Origin of the sequence: Frigoribacterium sp. MEB024 (assembly GCF_000878135.1) — a bacterium.
GTDB lineage: Bacteria > Actinomycetota > Actinomycetes > Actinomycetales > Microbacteriaceae > Frigoribacterium.
The window spans coordinates 123,147-140,159 of the sequence record NZ_JXQZ01000032.1 but is presented as its reverse complement, the minus strand read 5'-3'; the positions used below and the strand labels follow the sequence as shown (position 1 = coordinate 140,159).

The 17,013-nt window shown below is 70.5% G+C and carries 16 protein-coding genes; 5 read left to right on the top strand and 11 right to left on the bottom strand.

Annotated elements, in window-relative coordinates; translation table 11 throughout:
- Window positions 1–36: 36 nt before the first annotated feature.
- Window positions 37–393 (bottom strand): Rv2175c family DNA-binding protein, encoded by a 357-nt coding sequence (locus SZ60_RS07595; RefSeq protein WP_043594915.1) that lies wholly within the window; start codon window positions 391–393, stop codon window positions 37–39.
- 194 nt (window positions 394–587) lie between these two features.
- On the opposite strand from SZ60_RS07595, the gene SZ60_RS07590 reads away from it, so the two are divergent.
- Both SZ60_RS07590 and pknB read left to right on the top strand, forming a co-directional pair.
- A complete protein-coding gene (locus SZ60_RS07590) occupies window positions 588–1,937 on the top strand; it encodes a LysM peptidoglycan-binding domain-containing protein (RefSeq protein ID WP_231567074.1) in 1,350 nt (449 codons plus the stop codon).
- An 86-nt stretch (window positions 1,938–2,023) separates the two neighbouring features.
- Complete coding sequence (pknB, locus tag SZ60_RS07585) at window positions 2,024–3,982, top strand: Stk1 family PASTA domain-containing Ser/Thr kinase (RefSeq protein WP_043594914.1); 1,959 nt, start codon at window positions 2,024–2,026, stop codon at window positions 3,980–3,982.
- Window positions 3,983–4,069: 87 nt separating this feature from the next.
- Here the strand turns inward: pknB and SZ60_RS07580 are convergent, their stop codons facing one another.
- The 3 genes from SZ60_RS07580 to SZ60_RS07570 form a co-directional block, all read right to left on the bottom strand.
- Complete coding sequence (locus SZ60_RS07580; protein WP_043595058.1) at window positions 4,070–5,398, bottom strand: class II 3-deoxy-7-phosphoheptulonate synthase; 1,329 nt, start codon at window positions 5,396–5,398, stop codon at window positions 4,070–4,072.
- A 95-nt stretch (window positions 5,399–5,493) separates the two neighbouring features.
- Window positions 5,494–6,183 carry a 1-acyl-sn-glycerol-3-phosphate acyltransferase gene (locus SZ60_RS07575; protein ID WP_043594913.1) on the bottom strand — a complete coding sequence of 230 codons (690 nt, stop codon included), beginning with the start codon at window positions 6,181–6,183 and terminating at the stop codon, window positions 5,494–5,496.
- A gap of 30 nt (window positions 6,184–6,213) precedes the next feature.
- Complete coding sequence (locus tag SZ60_RS07570) at window positions 6,214–7,164, bottom strand: ROK family glucokinase (protein ID WP_043594912.1); 951 nt, start codon at window positions 7,162–7,164, stop codon at window positions 6,214–6,216.
- A 102-nt stretch (window positions 7,165–7,266) separates the two neighbouring features.
- Here SZ60_RS07570 and SZ60_RS07565 point away from each other — a divergent pair, with 102 nt between their 5' ends.
- A complete protein-coding gene (locus SZ60_RS07565; protein WP_043594911.1) occupies window positions 7,267–9,105 on the top strand; it encodes a long-chain fatty acid--CoA ligase in 1,839 nt (612 codons plus the stop codon).
- On the opposite strand, the gene def is transcribed toward SZ60_RS07565, so the two are convergent.
- A complete protein-coding gene (gene def / locus SZ60_RS07560; protein WP_043594910.1) occupies window positions 9,106–9,603 on the bottom strand; it encodes a peptide deformylase in 498 nt (165 codons plus the stop codon).
- A gap of 160 nt (window positions 9,604–9,763) precedes the next feature.
- On the opposite strand from def, the gene SZ60_RS07555 reads away from it, so the two are divergent.
- The gene (locus SZ60_RS07555) at window positions 9,764–10,576 is read left to right on the top strand and encodes a ParA family protein (RefSeq protein ID WP_043594909.1); all 813 of its coding nucleotides are present in this window, start codon (window positions 9,764–9,766) and stop codon (window positions 10,574–10,576) included.
- 94 nt (window positions 10,577–10,670) lie between these two features.
- Here the strand turns inward: SZ60_RS07555 and SZ60_RS07550 are convergent, their stop codons facing one another.
- The 3 genes from SZ60_RS07550 to SZ60_RS07540 all read right to left on the bottom strand — a co-directional run bounded on the left by SZ60_RS07550 (window position 10,671) and on the right by SZ60_RS07540 (window position 12,563).
- Window positions 10,671–11,219 (bottom strand): MerR family transcriptional regulator, encoded by a 549-nt coding sequence (locus SZ60_RS07550; RefSeq protein ID WP_043595057.1) that lies wholly within the window; start codon window positions 11,217–11,219, stop codon window positions 10,671–10,673.
- A 154-nt stretch (window positions 11,220–11,373) separates the two neighbouring features.
- Window positions 11,374–12,072, bottom strand: a complete 699-nt coding sequence (locus tag SZ60_RS07545) for a MerR family transcriptional regulator (protein ID WP_043594908.1) — start codon at window positions 12,070–12,072, stop codon at window positions 11,374–11,376.
- A gap of 2 nt (window positions 12,073–12,074) precedes the next feature.
- Window positions 12,075–12,563: an FHA domain-containing protein gene (locus tag SZ60_RS07540; RefSeq protein ID WP_043594907.1), complete on the bottom strand. Its 489-nt coding sequence runs from the start codon at window positions 12,561–12,563 to the stop codon at window positions 12,075–12,077.
- Window positions 12,564–12,795: 232 nt separating this feature from the next.
- Between SZ60_RS07540 and SZ60_RS07535 the strand changes: the two genes are divergently transcribed.
- Window positions 12,796–14,286, top strand: coding sequence for a S1C family serine protease (locus tag SZ60_RS07535; protein ID WP_052505239.1), 1,491 nt, complete (start codon window positions 12,796–12,798; stop codon window positions 14,284–14,286).
- A 62-nt stretch (window positions 14,287–14,348) separates the two neighbouring features.
- Here the strand turns inward: SZ60_RS07535 and SZ60_RS07530 are convergent, their stop codons facing one another.
- The 3 genes from SZ60_RS07530 to SZ60_RS07520 form a co-directional block, all read right to left on the bottom strand.
- Complete coding sequence (locus tag SZ60_RS07530) at window positions 14,349–15,332, bottom strand: NUDIX hydrolase (protein ID WP_231567072.1); 984 nt, start codon at window positions 15,330–15,332, stop codon at window positions 14,349–14,351.
- 209 nt (window positions 15,333–15,541) lie between these two features.
- Complete coding sequence (locus SZ60_RS07525) at window positions 15,542–15,928, bottom strand: VOC family protein (RefSeq protein WP_043594906.1); 387 nt, start codon at window positions 15,926–15,928, stop codon at window positions 15,542–15,544.
- Between the two features lie 87 nt (window positions 15,929–16,015).
- A complete protein-coding gene (locus tag SZ60_RS07520) occupies window positions 16,016–16,963 on the bottom strand; it encodes a DnaJ domain-containing protein (RefSeq protein WP_043594905.1) in 948 nt (315 codons plus the stop codon).
- Between the last annotated feature and the right edge of the window lie 50 nt (window positions 16,964–17,013).

Sequence of the window (17,013 nt, the reverse complement as noted above, 5' to 3'; positions counted from 1 at the left end):
CGTCCGACGGTCTGCAGGGCCGGTACGGCGTCGAGGCTAGAGGAGACTCTGCGCGATGCGCCGGACCTCGGCCTTGCGCCCGGCCTGGAGGGCTGCGACGGGACTCGTGCCGAGCGCCTCGTCGTGGGACAGCATCCAGTCGATCGCCTCGTCGTCGTCGAATCCGTTGTCCGAGAGGACGGTGAGGGTGCCTCGGAGGTCGTGCCTCGGCTCGGAGCCGTCGAGGAAGACGGCGGGCACCTTCGTGACGCCGTCCACGCGGGTCCCGACGAGGACGTGCTCCTCGAGGAGCCGACGCACGCGGCTCACCCCGAGGCCGAGCCGATCGACGAGGTCGGGCACGGTGAGCCATTCGGTGTCGGCGAACCAGGGGCGTTGAGAGAGATCGGTCACGCGACAACCTTGCCACGGGTTCGTGAGCCCTCGCCGCGCCTCCTCGTCCTCCTCCCCCAATGCGAGTCACATCGGCAACATGCGCCCCACTGATTGACTTGGATATCCACGTGTGCCAACTTGGGACGACGTGGCACCGCGGCTCACCGATCACCCAGCGACCGTGTCCCCGCCCCCGAACCGAGGATCAGCCCATGAACGACGTCACTCCCGCCCGCCCCGACTCCGAGTCCGCGACGACCCCGATCGTTCGAGCGACCAGTGCATTCGGCCCCCTCGGTGGCGACGACGAGCGCAAGCCGCTCTCGCGCATGGCGCGGTCGATGCTCAACACGGTCCCCATCGTCCTGGCGGGCTCGATGGCCCTGAGCATGGGCGTCACCGGTCCTGTGTTCGCCCTCGACCAGGGCCCGACGAAGAAGCCCGACGCGTCTCCGCGTCCCGTGCTGCCCCCTCGACTCTCGGCGCCCGAGCAGAAGACCGCGGGCACCGTCGAGACCGCCGCGAGCTCGGCCCGCGTCTTCGGCGCCGCCCCGGCCACCTACACCGTCAAGTCCGGCGACACGGTCGCGAGCATCGCCGGATCGTTCGGCCTGAGCACCGCGTCGGTGCTCGCCCTCAACGGCCTCAGCTGGAAGTCCACCATCTTCCCGGGCCAGACCCTGAGCCTGAGCGCCGCCACGAGTGCCGCGGCCAAACCATCGTCCGCGCCCGCGCCGGTCAAGGCGACCGGCGGCCGGTACGTCATCGTCCGTGGGGACACGCTGAGCTCCATCGCGCGAGCCCACGGGGTCACGACGAGCGCACTCATCCAGGCGAACGGGCTGGGACTGTCGAGCATCATCTACCCGGGCCAGACTCTGACCGTCCCGACGGGCTCGTCCGCGTCCACCGCCACGACGCCGGCCCCTGCCGCAGGACCCGCCGTGGGCAGCTACGTCATCCAGCGGGGCGACACCATCGCCTCCATCGCCTCCAAGTCGGGCACGAGCGTCAAGGCCCTCCTCGCCGCGAACGGGCTCTCGTTCACCAGCACGATCTACGCCGGCAAGACCCTCACCCTGCCCGGTGTCGCGGCTCCGACAGCCACGACCGTGGTCGCGTCGACGTCGGCCGCGCCGCTCGGAGTCAGTGCCACGCTGACGGCGGAGCAGGCCGGGAACGCCCGGACCATCATCTCGGTGGGACGCCAGCTCGGGGTCGGAGATCGGGCGATCGTCATCGCCCTGGCTGCGGCCGCACAGGAGAGCAGCCTGCGCAACCTCGACCACGGCGACCGGGACTCCCTCGGCCTGTTCCAGCAGCGCCCGAGCACGGGTTGGGGAACGCCCGCCCAGCTGCGCGACCCCGTGCACGCGACCAAGCTCTTCTTCGGCGGCGCGAGCAACCCGAACACGGGCAAGACGCGAGGCCTGCTCGACGTCAAGGGGTGGCAGTCGATGTCCCTGACGAAGGCGGCGCAGGCCGTTCAGTACTCGGCGTTCCCGGACGCCTACGCCAAGTGGGAGGCTCCCGCCACGACCTGGCTCGCGACCCTCCGCTGACCCACGGACGACCTGTGGGCGGGCGGTTTGCCGCCGTGCGGTGAGTTGAGGCACCGGCACGGCCCTCGGTCCGTAAAATCACGAGGGTGAGCGTGAACCAGACTGACCCGATGATCGGCCGTCTCATCGAGGGCCGGTACGAGGTCCGTTCACGCATCGCCCGAGGCGGCATGGCCACCGTGTACCTGGCCACCGACCTGCGTCTCGAACGTCGCGTGGCCATCAAGATCATGCACGGCCACCTCGCCGACGACGCGTCGTTCAAGGAGCGCTTCATCCAGGAGGCGCGCTCGGCCGCCCGCTTGGCCCACCCCAACGTCGTCAACGTCTTCGACCAAGGCCAGGACGACGACTCGGCGTACCTCGTCATGGAGTACCTGCCCGGCATCACGTTGCGAGAACTCCTGCAGGACCACAAGGTGCTGACGGCCGAACAGGCGATGGACATCCTCGAAGCGGTCCTCGCCGGCCTCGCCGCCGCCCACCGCGCCGGCATCGTTCATCGCGACCTCAAGCCCGAGAACGTCCTCCTCGCCGACGACGGACGCATCAAGATCGGCGACTTCGGCCTGGCGCGGGCCGCGACGGCCAACACGGCCACGGGCGCCGCGCTGTTGGGAACGATCGCCTACCTCTCCCCCGAACTCGTGACCCGGGGCATCGCCGACACCCGCAGCGACATCTACGCGCTGGGCATCATGATGTACGAGATGCTCACGGGCGAACAGCCCTACAAGGGCGACCAGCCCATGCAGATCGCTTACCAGCACGCGAACGACACGGTCCCCACCCCCAGCTCGGCGAACCCCCGCGTCCCGGTCGAGCTGGACGAGCTCGTCCTCTGGGCCACCGCACGCGACCCCGAGCAGCGACCGCGGGACGCCCGGGCGCTGCTCGACCAGCTGCTCGACGTGCAGCGGGTGCTCGCCGATCCGTCGGGACCGCCCGCCAACAGGACGATGGTGCTCCCGGCCGCCGGCGCGACCTCCGTGCTGTTGGCCGGTGGCACGGGTGAGACGCAGGTCCTGCCCAAGGCACGACACCGGACCGGACCGGTCCAGGCCGAACCCGACGACGCAGCCACGACGCTCGCCGCCGTCGCCGACCGACGTCGGCGACGGGGTCGGGTGCTCATGGCCCTGGTCGTCGTGGTGGCCCTGCTCGCAGGAGGGGCGGGCTGGTGGTTCGGTTCGGGGCCCGGTGCGCAGACGTCCGTCCCCGACGTGTCGGGACAGGACCCCGCCGCGGCATCGGCCGCACTCACGTCGGCCGGGTTCGTAGTCGCACCCGACACCCAGTCGGACTTCTCCCCGGTGGTACCCACGGGCCAGGTCACACGCACGGATCCCGACGCCACGACCCGGGTGCAGAAGGGTTCCACGATCACCCTCGTGGTCTCCCAAGGACCCCGGCAGCTGCCGGTGCCCACGGTCGTCGGCGAGACCGAGGACGCTGCCACGGACGCGCTCTCGGACTTCACCCTGCAGCCGACGGCGAGCCAGTTCGACGCGTCGGCCGCGGGTACCGTCCTCGCGATCAGCGGCGTGGACGAGGCCGGCACCCCGGTCGATCTCGCCGGGGCCGCCCAGTACGGCGAACAGCAGCCGGTGACGCTCACCGTCTCGCTCGGACCCGTTCCGGACGTGGCCGGCCTCTCCGTGGCGGATGCCCAGAATGCCCTGACCGGGGTCCAGTTGACGGGCGTCGAGAGCGGAACGGAGTTCAGCGACTCGGTCGCCTCCGGCGAGGTCATCCGCTACGAGCAGCAGGCCGAGGGGGCGCTCCACCAGGGCGACACGGTAGACCTCGTCGTGTCGAAGGGCCCGCCGCCCATTACGATCCCCGACGTCCGGGGCAAGACCATCGACGCGGCCACGTCGCAGTTGCAGGGTCTCGGCTTCCGGGTGAGCTACCCGAACTGCACGGCTTTCACGTGTGCGTTCTACGACTGGGAGGCCCGTCTGCCGGTCACCGCGACCGATCCCGAGGCCGGCCTGACCGCGACCAAGGGTACGACTATCGCCCTCACGTACCGGGTGGAGTGAGTCCCGGCCACCTCGGAGGCCGAGGGCACCGACAGTGCGACGGCCCCGGGACCGAAGGTCCCGGGGCCGTCGCCGTCACGGTGGGACTCAGTCGGCCGCGAGCTCCTCGGACACCAGGAAGGCCAGTTCTAGCGACTGCATGTGGTTGAGTCGGGGGTCGCAGAGGGACTCGTAGCGGGTGGCGAGCGTCGCCTCGTCGATGTGCTCGGAACCACCCAGGCACTCGGTGACGTCGTCGCCGGTCAGCTCGATGTGGATTCCGCCCGGGTGGGTGCCTGCGGCACGGTGTGCCTCGAAGAACCCCTTGACCTCGTCCATGATCTCTTCGAAGCGCCGGGTCTTGTAGCCCGTGGGCGTCGTGAGACCGTTGCCGTGCATCGGGTCGCTCACCCACAGGGGCGTCGCATCCGCCTTCTTGATGGCCTCGAGGAGGGGAGGCAGGGCATCCCGGATCGTACCGGCGCCCATGCGGGTGATGAAGGTGAGACGCCCGGGTTCACGCTCGGGGTCGAGCTTGTCGATGAGACGCAGCATGTCGTCGGCCGTCGTCGTCGGGCCGAGCTTCACTCCGATGGGGTTGCGCACCCGAGAGAGGAAGTCGACGTGGGCGCCGTCGAGGTCGCGGGTCCGCTCGCCGATCCACACGAAGTGGGACGAGAGAACGTACGGAGTGCCCGTGCGCGAGTCGATGCGGGTCAGGGGGCGCTCGTAGTCCATGAGCAGGCCCTCGTGGCTGGTGTAGAACTCGACGCGCTTGAGCTCGTCGAAATCCGCGCCGGCCGCCTCCATGAAACGGATCGCCTTGTCGATCTCTCGGGCGAGGTGTTCGTACTGGGCGTTGGCCGGGTTGGTGGCGAAGCCCTTGTTCCAGCTGTGCACCTGACGGAGGTCGGCGAACCCGCCTTGGGTGAACGCCCGGATCAGGTTGATCGTCGAGGCCGAGGTGTGGTACCCCTTCACCAGACGAGCCGCATCCGCGCGTCGGGATTCCGGGGTGAAGTCGTAGCCGTTCACGATGTCACCGCGGTAGGCCGGCAGCGTGACGCCGTCACGGGTCTCGGTGTCACTGGAGCGCGGCTTGGCGAACTGGCCGGCCATGCGGCCCATCTTGATGACGGGGACGGACGCGCCGTAGGTGAGGACGACCGCCATCTGCAGGATGGTCTTGACCCGGTCACGGATCTGGTCGGCGGTCGCACCCGCGAAGGTCTCGGCGCAGTCGCCGCCCTGGAGCAGGAACGCCTCACCCCGGGCCGCCGACGCCAGCCGCGTGCGGAGGGTGTCGACCTCGCCGGCGAAGACGAGCGGAGGAAGGGTGGACAACTCGGCCGAGGCGGCCTCGACGGCCGCGCCGTCGTGCCAGGTGGGTTGCTGCTTGATGGGGAGCGTGCGCCAATGGTCGAGACCGTCGATCACGTCGGGATCGGTGACGACGAACGGTTCGGTGAGCTGGGCCACGGTCTTCCTTGCCACTTGACGGTCTCGAGGCCGAACGACCTCGACAGGCGAGCCTACCGTGAAAGGGTCGAGCGCTTCTCCTTGACGCTGGTCGCGTAGACGTCGCTGTACTGCTGCCCACTGAGGGCGTTGAGCTCGTACATGATCTCGTCCGTGATGGACCGCAGGATGAACCGGTCGCCCTCCATGCCCTCGAAGCGGCTGAAGTCGAGCGGCTCGCCGAAGACGATGCCGACACGGTGCAGGCGCGGGATCTTCGTCCCGGTCTTCATGACCTTCTCGGTTCCGATCATGGCGACGGGGATCACGGGCACGTGACCCTCGAGGATCATCCGCGCCACCCCTGTCCGGCCGCGGTAGAGCTTGCCGTCGGGGCTCCGGGTGCCCTCGGGGTAGATGCCGAGTTGCTCACCGCGGCCCAGGACGGACAGGCCCGTCGCCAACGATGCCTCGGACGCCTTGCCCCCGGACCGGTCGATGGACAGCTGCCCCGTGGCCGTGAAGAACAGCCGGCTGGCCCAGCCCTTGATGCCCTTGCCGGTGAAGTAGTCGCTCTTGGCGAGGAAGGAGATGCGCCGGTCGAGGACGAGTGGCAGGAAGATCGAGTCGACGAACGAGAGGTGGTTGCTCGCGAAGATGACGGCACCCGACGCGGGGACGTGCTCGCGACCACTGACCCACGGTCGGAAGATCGACAGGACGAGCGGACTCGCGACCATCGTCTTCAGGAACCAGTAGAGCATCGGTGCTCCTCTCGTCGGGGCGTCGGGAGTCTAGCGGTCGCCGGCGTGGAGGCGTGCGAGGTCGGCGGCACCCACGACCCCCGCGTCGTTCACCAGCTCGGCGATCACGAACTCGGGCTCGGGGTGGTAGCCGCGAGCCGGCAGGTGCTCGAGGTACGCCGCCCGGACAGGTGCGAGCAGCAGCTCGCCGGACTGCGCCACGCCGCCGCCGAAGACGAAGACCTGCGGGTCGAGGATCGCGCTCAGCGACGCGGCCGCCTGACCGAGCCAGGTGCCGAGGCGACGCAGGGCCTCGACGGCGCCCGCGTCGCCGGACTGGAGCAACAGGCTGACGTCGTGGCCCGAGAGCTCGCCGCTCTCGGCGCGCAGATCGGCGAGGACGCGGCCGGCGCCACCCTCGTCGGCGACCTCACCCGCGATCCGCAGCAGGGCGCGACCCGAGCCGTACTGTTCGATGCACCCACGGGCCCCGCAGCCGCACGGAAGACCGTCGGGCACGATGCGCATGTGGCCGAGCTCGCCACCCGTGCCGAAGCCCCCGCGCAGGAGGCGGTCCTGCGCCACGATGGCACCGCCCACCCCCGTGCCGATGGTGAGCATCGTCATGTCGCTGGCGAGACGGCCCGCCCCGAACCGGAACTCGGCCCAGCCGGCGGCGTTCGCGTCGTTGTCGATCGTGATGTGCAGGTCGAGTCGCTCGGACAGCCGCGCCCGGAGGGGTTCGTTCCGCCACGCGATGTTGGGCGTGTAGTAGACGGTCGACTGCGCGGCGTCGATGAAGCCGGGGGCGGCCACTCCCGCGGCGGTGACGTCGGGGTGACGTGCCTGCAGCGACGTGACCATGTCGACGACCGCCTCGACGATCGCCCCCGCGTCGCCCGCGGGCGTCGCGACGCGCTCTTCGTCGACGATCTCGCCGAATTCGGTGACCACGCCGCCCGCGATCTTCGTCCCACCGATGTCGATTCCGATTGCCTGCACGAGGATCGAGTCTATCCTCGACGCCCGTTCACCTTCAGCACCGTCCCCCGGCGAGGTCGCGTTAGGGTTGTGGAACCATCGTTCGGTACCGAAGGAGCTGCCGTGAACGAACACATCGTCCCATCCGCCGTACCCGCCGACCCGTCCGCCAACGCGACCGACCTGTTGCTCGCCCGGGCCGCCGCCACGCCCGACGAGCCCCTGTTCTCCGTGCCGGACGGAACGGGCGGGTGGCGCGACGTCACGGCCGCCCGGTTCCTCGAGCAGGTGCGAGCGCTCGCGAAGGGACTCATCGCAGCAGGCGTCGGACCAGGCGACAAGATCGGCCTCATGTGCCGCACGCGCTACGAGTGGACCCTCATCGATTTCGCGACCTGGTTCGCGGGTGCCCTGCTCGTCCCCGTCTACGAGACGTCCTCGCCCGCACAGGTCCACTGGAACCTCAGCGACTCGGAGGCCGTGGCCGTCATCGTCGAGACCGCGGACCACTTCTCGCGGTTCGACGAGGTGCACCCCGAGTTGCCGTCCGTGACGCGCGTCTGGCAGGTCGACCTGGGCGATCTCGACAAGCTCGCCGCATCGGGTGTCGACGTGTCCGACGACGAACTCGAAGCCCGTCGCAGCGCCGCCGTCGCCGACGACGTCGCCACCATCATCTACACCTCGGGCACCACCGGCCGCCCCAAGGGATGCGTGCTGACCCACGCCAACTTCGTCGAGACGAGCCGCAACGCCGCCGTCGCCATGAGCGACGTCGTGGCGCCCGGCTCGTCCACCCTCTTGTTCGTGACGACCGCGCACGTCTTTGCGCGCTTCATCGCGGTGATGTCGGTCCACGCCGGGGTCAAGGTCGGCCACCAGGCCGACACGAAGCAGTTGCTGCCGTCGCTGGCCTCGTTCAAGCCGAGCTTCCTGCTCGCGGTTCCCCGCGTCTTCGAGAAGGTCTACAACTCGGCCGAGCAGAAAGCCGAGGCCGGGGGCAGAGGCGGCATCTTCCGGCAGGCCGTCGCCGTCGCCATCGCCCACAGCAAGGCACTAGACGAGGGCACCGTGCCCCTGGGCCTCAAGCTCCGCTTCGCACTGTTCGACCGGCTCGTGTACCGCAAGCTCAAGAAGGCCATGGGCGGCAACATCCGCTACGCGGTCTCGGGCTCGGCCCCACTCGGCACGCGGCTCGGCCACTTCTTCCGCAGTCTCGACATCCGCATCCTCGAGGGCTACGGGTTGACCGAGACGACGGCTCCCGCAGCCGTCAACCTCGTCTCGAAGTTCAAGATCGGCACGGTCGGGCCGGCGTTGCCCGGGGTCGGCATCAGGATCGCGGACGACGGAGAAGTTCTCGTCAAGGGCGTCAACGTCTTCGCGGGGTACTGGAAGGACGACGAGGCCACGGCCGACGTCCTGAAGGACGGGTGGTTCCGCACCGGCGACCTCGGCACGCTCGACGCCGACGGCTATCTCACCATCACCGGCCGGAAGAAAGAGATCATCGTGACCGCCGGAGGCAAGAACGTCTCCCCCGCGGCTCTCGAGGACCCGATCAGGGCGAACCCCCTGGTCGGGCAGGTCGTCGTCGTGGGCGACCAGCGCCCGTTCGTCGCGGCCCTGATCACCCTCGACACGGAGATGCTGCCCGTGTGGTTGAACAACGCCGGCGAGGCGGCCGACATGCCCCTCGCCGAGGCCGCCCGGCACCCGAAGGTACGCGCCGAGGTCCAACGGGCCGTCGACGACGCGAACGCCGCGGTCTCGAGGGCCGAGTCGATCCGCAAGTTCGAGATCCTGCCGGTCGAGTTCACCGAGGCCGGAGGTCACCTCACCCCGAAGATGAGCGTCAAGCGTGCCGTCGTGGTGGACGACTTCGCCCAGCACATCGCCGACATCTACACGGCCCACCCCGACACCGAGTCGGTGCGGACCATCACCTCACGAGGACGGTGATCAGGCCCGCCACCAGTCGGCGGAACGGATCTCGCGCATGGCCTCGCGCTTCGTCTCGGGCTCGAGGGTGAGCACGTAGAGCGTGCCGTCGAGATGGTCCGTCTCGTGTTGAAGGGCCTGGGCCATGAGCCCGGTGCCCTCGAGCACGATCTTGCGGCCCTCGAGGTCGACCCCCTCGACCCGGGCGTACTCGTGGCGCGGGGTCGGGAACCAGAACCCGGGCACCGAGAGACAGCCTTCGTCGACCAGGGTCTTCTCGCCCGAGATCTCGACGACGACGGGGTTCAGGACGTAACCGACCTGCCCGTCGACGTTGTAGCTGAAGGCCCGGAGCGACACCCCGATCTGGGCGGCCGCGACCCCGGCCCGCCCCGGCTCGCGAACGGTGTCGAGGAGATCTTCGACCAGGGACGCGAGGCGCGGGTCACCGATGGTCACGGGGTCGGACGTCGATCGAAGGACGGGATCGCCGAACAGGCGGATGGGTCTCACGCTCACGGCGCGCCTCCTGGGGTGGGTCTGGATGTGGTGCGGACGACGCGTCGCGACACCACGACGTCGACGGCCGGGCTGGCGCGGACGTTTCGCGGAAGCGGACGCACACCGCATCGACGTGGCTGTTGGGTGATTCAACAGTAGTGAAGGTATCGTCTGTGTCGTGCATGTACTCAGCGTCAGCTCTCTCAAAGGGGGCGTCGGCAAGACGACGGTGACGCTCGGACTCACGTCGGCCGCCTTCGCCAAGGGTCTCAGGACCCTCGTCGTCGACCTCGATCCCCAGTCCGACGTCTCGACCGGCCTCGACATCACCGTCTCGGGTCACCTCAACGTCGCGGACGTCCTCGCGTCGCCGAAAGAGAAGACGGTCCGTGCGGCGATCGCTCCCAGCGGCTGGACGAAGGGCCGTCAGGGCAAGGTCGACGTCATGATCGGCAGCCCCTCGGCCATCAACTTCGACGGTCCGCACCCGTCGATCCGTGACATCTGGAAGCTCGAAGAGGCCCTGGCCAACGTCGAGGCCGACTACGACCTCGTCCTGATCGACTGCGCCCCGTCCCTCAACGCCCTCACCCGTACCGCCTGGGCGGCCTCCGATCGCGTGACGGTCGTCACCGAACCGGGTCTGTTCAGCGTGGCCGCCGCCGACCGGGCCCTCCGTGCGATCGAGGAGATCCGACGGGGCCTCTCACCGCGCCTCCAGCCCCTCGGCATCATCGTCAACCGCGCCCGCGTGCAGTCCTTGGAGCACCAGTTCCGCATCAAGGAGCTACGCGACATGTTCGGCCCCCTGGTCCTGTCGCCCCAGCTGCCCGAGCGCACGTCGCTGCAGCAGGCCCAGGGCGCGGCCAAGCCTCTCCACGCCTGGCCCGGCGAGAGCGCACAAGAGATGGCCCGCAACTTCGACCAGCTGCTCGAGCGCATCATGCGGACGGCCAAGATCGGCGACTACGCCGAGCCTGCTGCCCACTGAACCGGCACCCGTCCCTGACGCGACGACGAAGGCCCCGCACGACATCGTGCGGGGCCTTCGTCGTCCACGACCGCGTCTCACGGTCGGGGGCTGATCAGCTGGCGCGGGTGCCGCGTCGCGCGGCGAGCTCGTCGGAGGGATCGGCGGCGGGCGTGCTGTCGATCTCGACGAGACTCGACTCCACCTCGCGGAGGACCTTGCCGACGGCGATGCCGAACACACCCTGACCGCGGCTGACGAGGTCGATGACCTCGTCGTCCGACGTGCACAGATACACACTGGCTCCGTCGCTCATCAGGGTCGTCTGGGCGAGGTCGTTCACCCCGGCCTCGCGGAGTTGGTTGACGGCCGTCCGGATCTGCTGGAGCGAGATGCCCGTGTCGAGGAGGCGCTTGACGAGCTTGAGGACGAGGATGTCGCGGAAACCGTAGAGGCGTTGCGAGCCGGAGCCCGCGGCGCCGCGGATGGTCGGCTCGACCAGCTCGGTGCGCGCCCAGTAGTCGAGCTGGCGGTAGCTGATGCCGGCCGCCTTGGCCGCGACGGTGCCGCGGTAGCCACTGTCGGCGTCGTGTTCGGGCAGGCCGTCGGTGAAGAGCAGACCCAGCTCGTAGCGGGATTCCTCGGGGGAACCTGACTCACTCATGCTGTTGCCTTCCACGTTCTTCTTCCGGAGCTCAACGTTCAACATCGGGTTGATGGTTGTACAAGACTCACGGTACCCACAACGGGGAGCTGCCTGGGCGACATTCGCTCCGACGGGTCGGCGTGTCGAGGATATTCGCCCGGAGCGAGGACGTCTAGGCGTCGAGACGCCCCAGAGCCGATCGGACGAGCCCCGACCGGACGACGTCGATCTGCGCCGCGAGCTCGCGGGAGAGCTCGGCGACCCGGGCCCGGGACGCCGCGTCGTGCTTGCGCGCCAACGGCGCGAGTGCCGTCTCGATGAGGCCGAGTTCGCGGTCGACCGACGCACGGACCGTCCGCAGGTGTCGAGGTTCGATGCCCGACCTGCCCAGTTCGACCAGGGCCGACAGCACCGAGACCGATTCGTCACCGTAACGACCCGCAGGCGGCAGGAGCGACGCCGAGACGGCCTCGTCGAGCAGGGCGGGCGACGCCCCGGTCTCGCGGAGCAACTCGTCGCGACCGAGCCGACGACCGTGCGTCAGGATCGAGACGGGCGCCGCCCCGGACGGGAGCGCTGCCGGGCGACCGGCGTCGAGGTCGGCGAGATGCTGACGGATGACCTTGAGCGGCAGGTAGTGGTCGCGCTGGAGCCCGAGGATGAAACGGAGCCGCTCGACGTCTGCCGGCGAGAACTTGCGGTAGCCGGACGGGGTGCGCACCGGGGTGACCAACTCGCGCTCTTCGAGGAAGCGCAGCTTGCTGTTCGACAGGTCGGGGAACTCGGGCTTGAGCCGTGAGAGGACCTGCCCGATCGTCAACAGGTCGGACGGCCCGGTCTGCGACGACCGGGCGACGGCGGTGCGGGGCACGACTACTTGATCGCCAGGTTCGCGAGATCGACCCGCGATGCGTAGAACGTGAGGCGGAACTTGCCGACCTGGACCTCGGCCCCGTCGGAGAGCCGGGCCTCGTCGATGCGGACACCGTCGAAGTAGGTGCCGTTCAGCGACCCGAGATCGCGCACGCTGAAACTGATGCCCTCGCGGCGGAACTCGGCGTGCTTGCGGCTGACCGTCACGTCGTCGAGGAAGATGCCGGCCTCGGGGTGACGCCCGGCGATGGTGACGTCGGAGTCGAGGAGGAATCGTGCGCCGATGTTGGGGCCGCGGCGGACCACGAGCAGCGCAGAACCCGAAGGCAGGGCGGCGACGGCGTCACGCTCGTCGGTGGACACGCCTCCCTCGAGGGCAGCCAGTTGCGCCTGGAACTCTTCATTGAAGCTGAGGGTCGTGTCGACCTCGCGAGGGGCGCCGGGAGCGCGGTCCTGCTCGCCGGGTGCCGGGTTGGCGGGCTCTGCCATCGTGGACCTCCTTTGGCGTCCCAGCGTATCGGAACTCCGACCCTCGTCGGGAACCGATTTCGGCGACCGCCCGCGCGGATGGCGGTGCCGATGGTGGTGAGACGATCTCGACATCGTTCACCGCGCCTCCTCATGGGACTCCCCACCGCCTCAGGGTCTGGTCATAGGCATCTCTTGGGGTCGCACCGTTCCATGGACCCATCGTCACCACCACCGCCACAGGAGGCACACCATGAACGACCGAGACGGCGACACCACGACCGGCACCCCGAACGACGCCACGCCCGTGACGCCCTCCGCGTCGACCGAGCAGCAGGCCGGGGAGAACGCCGAGAAGGCCACCGCGCAGCCCGCCGAGGCGCGCACCCTCCCCCACGTCACCGGCGCGTCCGACGCGCGCTACGTGTCGGCGGCACCGACCTGGATGGCCCAGGACGACTCGCACCAGTCGTACGACGCCACGTCGGGCTCCTCGACGGCGGCCGGTGGCGACGGCGCGCGGGGCACGGTGCCCCCGGCCTTCGGTGGCGCCCCCAAGCCCCGTCGCTCGAAGAAGTGGCTCGCCCTCACCGGTGCGGCGGCGGCCGTCGTCATCGTCGCGGGTGCAGCGGGTGGCGGCGCCTACGCCGCCGGTCGCTCGGCCGGAACCGCGGCGGCACAGGCCGCGAGCGAGCGCCAGGCCCTCGAGCTGCTGCCACAGCTGACGCAGCCGGGCAGCGGGTCGAGCGGCTCGACGTCCCCGTTCGGCGGCTCGACCCCGCAGGACGGATCGTCACAGCAGGGCACCTCGACCCAGACCAGCGCGACGGCGGCGACCGACGAGGAGAAGGCCGGCGTCGTCACCATCGTCTCGACCCTGAACTACGACGCCTCGTACAAGTCCGCGGGCACGGGCATGATCCTGACCTCGGGCGGACTCATCCTGACGAACAACCACGTCGTCCAGGGCGCCACCAGCATCCAGGTCACCGTCGAGTCGACGGGCGAGACGTACACGGCCGACGTCGTGGGGACGGACGCCACGAACGACGTGGCGGTGCTGAAGCTGCAGGACGCGACCGGCCTCACCCCGGTGAGCTTCGACGCGTCCGGCGACGTCGCCACGGGGGACGTCGTCCACTCGACGGGCAACGCCGAGGGCACGGGCGACCTGGTCACCGCCCAGGGCACGGTCCTCGGCACGGACCAGTCGATCACGGTCCAGAGCGAGTCCGGCTCGGGCACCGAGTCGCTGTCGGGCCTCATCGAGGTCGACGCCGACGTGGTCTCGGGTGACTCCGGCGGCCCGCTCCGCGACGGCGACGGCGACGTCGTCGGCATCGTGACGGCGGCCTCACAGGGCTCGTCGACCATCACCGGGTACGCCATCCCGATCGACCACGCTCTGTCGATCGCCAAGCAGATCCAGTCGGGAACGGGCAGCTCCACCGTGCAGATCGGCCTGCCTGCCTTCCTCGGCGCCCAGATCTCGAGCACGGCGACCGGCACCGCGGGCGGGGTCACGATCGCCGGCACCGTCCAGGGCAGCGCGGCAGCCTCGGCCGGACTCGTCGCCGGCGACGTGATCACCGCGATCGACGGGACGGCCGTGGCGGACTCGTCCGCACTCACGGCCGCGATCCAGGCGCACGACTCGGGTGACCAGGTCTCGGTCACCTGGACCGACACGGCTGGCACGTCCCACACCGCGACCGTCACGCTGGGCGACGGCCCCGCCGCCTGAACCGAGAGCCAGGACGGACGGGCCCGTTCCACCGGTCGGTGGGGCGGACCCGTCCGTCGGTGTCAGTCGAGGCCGACGGCCCGGCGGAAGACGCCCGGACGCACGACGGTCGCCCCGACGGCGGCGACCCGGTCGGTGAGGCCTCGGTCGGCGGTGACGACGACGATGCGGGGCGCCGGGCCGGACACGTCGCGCAGGGAGCGCACCCGGGCCACGATCGCCGAATCACCGTCGGCCTCGGCACGGACGACGGTCAGGCCGGGGAACGTGTCGCCGACGGCCCGAGCATCGCCCTCGACGACGGCGGTCGTCTCCGGCCATCGCCAGGTGGGCGCCCCGGGAGGCTCGGCGGCGGACTCGCTCGCGAACGCCGCGACGTCCGTCGGGGACGCGCTCCGGTCCGGTCCACTCGCGACGACCGGCGGGTCGTCCCCTCTGCCGTCGGGCGAGACGAGCGACTCGGCCACGCCGTCACGGGTGCCCCGCGAGAGGGCGTCAAGGAACCGGTTCGTGGCACCGACGCGGTCGCGCCACCAGCCGTCGGGTCGGGAGCCGAGGACGTTCGCGACGTCCACGACGACGTGCACCTCGCTCTCGAGCTCGGCTCGGAGCCTCGGCCACGAGGCGGCGAACCCGGGGTGAAGCGGGAGACCGGCCACCTCGTCGGCCGGCACCCAACCCAGGGCGATGCTCTCGGCGTCCGAGACCACGGGGTCGAACGGACGCACGGCGCGGGCGACGACGGTCGTGTACGACCAGAAGCCGAGGTCGAGCTCGGCGGCGAACAGCAACCGCAACGCGTCGCGCGGCACGGCGGCCTCTTCACCGCTCTCGCGCAGGGCGCCGTCGACCGCGCTCTCGCCGTGATGGCGGGCTCCGCCGGGAAGCCCCCAGGTGCCGCCGAAGTGGCTCCAGTCGGCCCGGTGCTGCAGCAGCACCCGGTCGTCGGGGTCGACGACGAGCAGACCCGCGGCCCCGGCGCGGCCCCAGAACCGACGTCCGTCGGGGGCCTCGACCCAGCCGTCCGCGGGCTCCTGCGTGTTCACACGGTCGAGCTTGCCACAGGGACGAGGAGGCGGTGCCCGCGTCGAGCACAGGACGTCACGTCGACCGTTCGGCCCGGTGGCGGGCGACCAAACCGACGAGGCGGGAGCTCCGAAGGCATGCATGGGGCTGGCCCGCGACCCGATGTCGGGCCAGCCCTCCCCCGGTACCGGCACCGCGCCTCCTCGGGTCCCGTGTCGGGTCGAGCGGGTCAGGGCTGCTGCACGGAGAAGACGTTGCCGGCCGGGTCCGTGAACCAGGCGATGTCCGGGCCCCGCCCCACGCTGCGCCCGCGCATCACACCACGCTCGTCGGAGTGGCCGCCGAGGTGCTGCGGTTCGAGACCGAGCTCGGCCAGTTCGTCGAGGGCGGCGTCGACGTCGTCGACGACGAGGTTGAGGACGGTGTACGACGCGGGGACGTGGTCGGGCTTGCCGTAGACGAAGACCCACGCCGCGCCTCCCGGCAGACGCAGGCGGAACATCTGACCGTCGACGAGGACCTCGGTCTCGAGGCCGAGGACGTCGCGGTAGAAAGACTCGGCGGCCGGCACGTCGTCGACGCTGAACCCCGAGTAGCCGGACTGCGGACGGAACACGGGTGGCCCCTCTCTGGCACGGGACGGCCGACGGACGCCGGCGTCCTGCCCAGCGTGGACCCTGACGGCCCCGGGCACCAGCCCCCGTCAGACGAACCGGATGGCCTGCTGCAACCGCGCCCGCACCTCGAAGACGTCCGAGATGCTCGTGCGGTCGCCGAGTTCGGGCCCGTGCCGCAGGACCTGCGGCAGCAGGGACCGGCGCACGACCCAGGTGCCCCCGGCACGTCGGCCCACCTTGTCGAGGGCCGGGGCGAAGTCGTCGTCGGGCACCACGATCAGCTGGGCCGTGAACGACACGCGGGTCTCGCGCCGGACGGCCCGGGCCTGTCGGGTGAGGTCGCGGACGGGCTCTTCGTCGGCGGGGACGCCCCGACCGACGAGCTCGCCCCGGGACACCTGCACCTCGCTGCCCCAGTCGGAGGACTGGACGGCGAACAGGCCCGATGGTCCGAGCACGACGTGATCGAGCTTGCCCTCGGCACCCGCGTCGACGTCGCTCCAGATGGTGAAGCCGATGCCGAGTTCGGTCACGGCGGCGACGGTGGCTTCTTCGGCCATCGCGTCGGCCAGCACGTGACGGATCTCGGGGGGCGCGCTCCGGACGAGGCGCTCGTCGTACGGATCGTCGAGCGGCACGCCCCGACCGACCCACTCACGCATCAGGCCGAGGTACCGCTCGCGGTTCGCACCGCCGGGGTGACCGTGGACCCGGGCCTTGGGCTGGGAATCGGTCCGAGCCGGCTCACGGGGCGGCGGTGACCAGCCGGGGGAACTCGACCCCGCGGACCGCGCGCTGCCCGAGGGAGCGGTGCTCGGTGAGCCCGACCCGCGGTCGTAGGCGGAACGGGCCTCGGGCGTGCCCACCTGTTGCCAGGCGTGCTGCAGGTCGCGGAAGGCCTGCGCGGTGCCCCCGAGATCGGGGTGGGTCTGGCGAGCCAAGCGTCGGTAGGCGCGGCGCAGGTCGTCGGTCGACGCCGTCGACGGCACGCCGAGCACCTCGTAGGGCGTGGCGGAGGCGGGACTGGGCGTCACGACGGCGACTTTACCGAACGTCCGCTGGACGTCCGATGACGGCCGTCGGG

Bases quoted from the DNA above. Each gene is read 5' to 3' on its own strand.
- SZ60_RS07540 (WP_043594907.1), bottom strand. From the start codon at position 12,563: ATGGCAGAGCCCGCCAACCCGGCACCCGGCGAGCAGGACCGCGCTCCC.
- SZ60_RS07590 (WP_231567074.1), top strand. From the start codon at position 588: ATGAACGACGTCACTCCCGCCCGCCCCGACTCCGAGTCCGCGACGACC.
- SZ60_RS07575 (WP_043594913.1), bottom strand. From the start codon at position 6,183: ATGCTCTACTGGTTCCTGAAGACGATGGTCGCGAGTCCGCTCGTCCTG.
- SZ60_RS07550 (WP_043595057.1), bottom strand. From the start codon at position 11,219: ATGAGTGAGTCAGGTTCCCCCGAGGAATCCCGCTACGAGCTGGGTCTG.
- SZ60_RS07535 (WP_052505239.1), top strand. From the start codon at position 12,796: ATGAACGACCGAGACGGCGACACCACGACCGGCACCCCGAACGACGCC.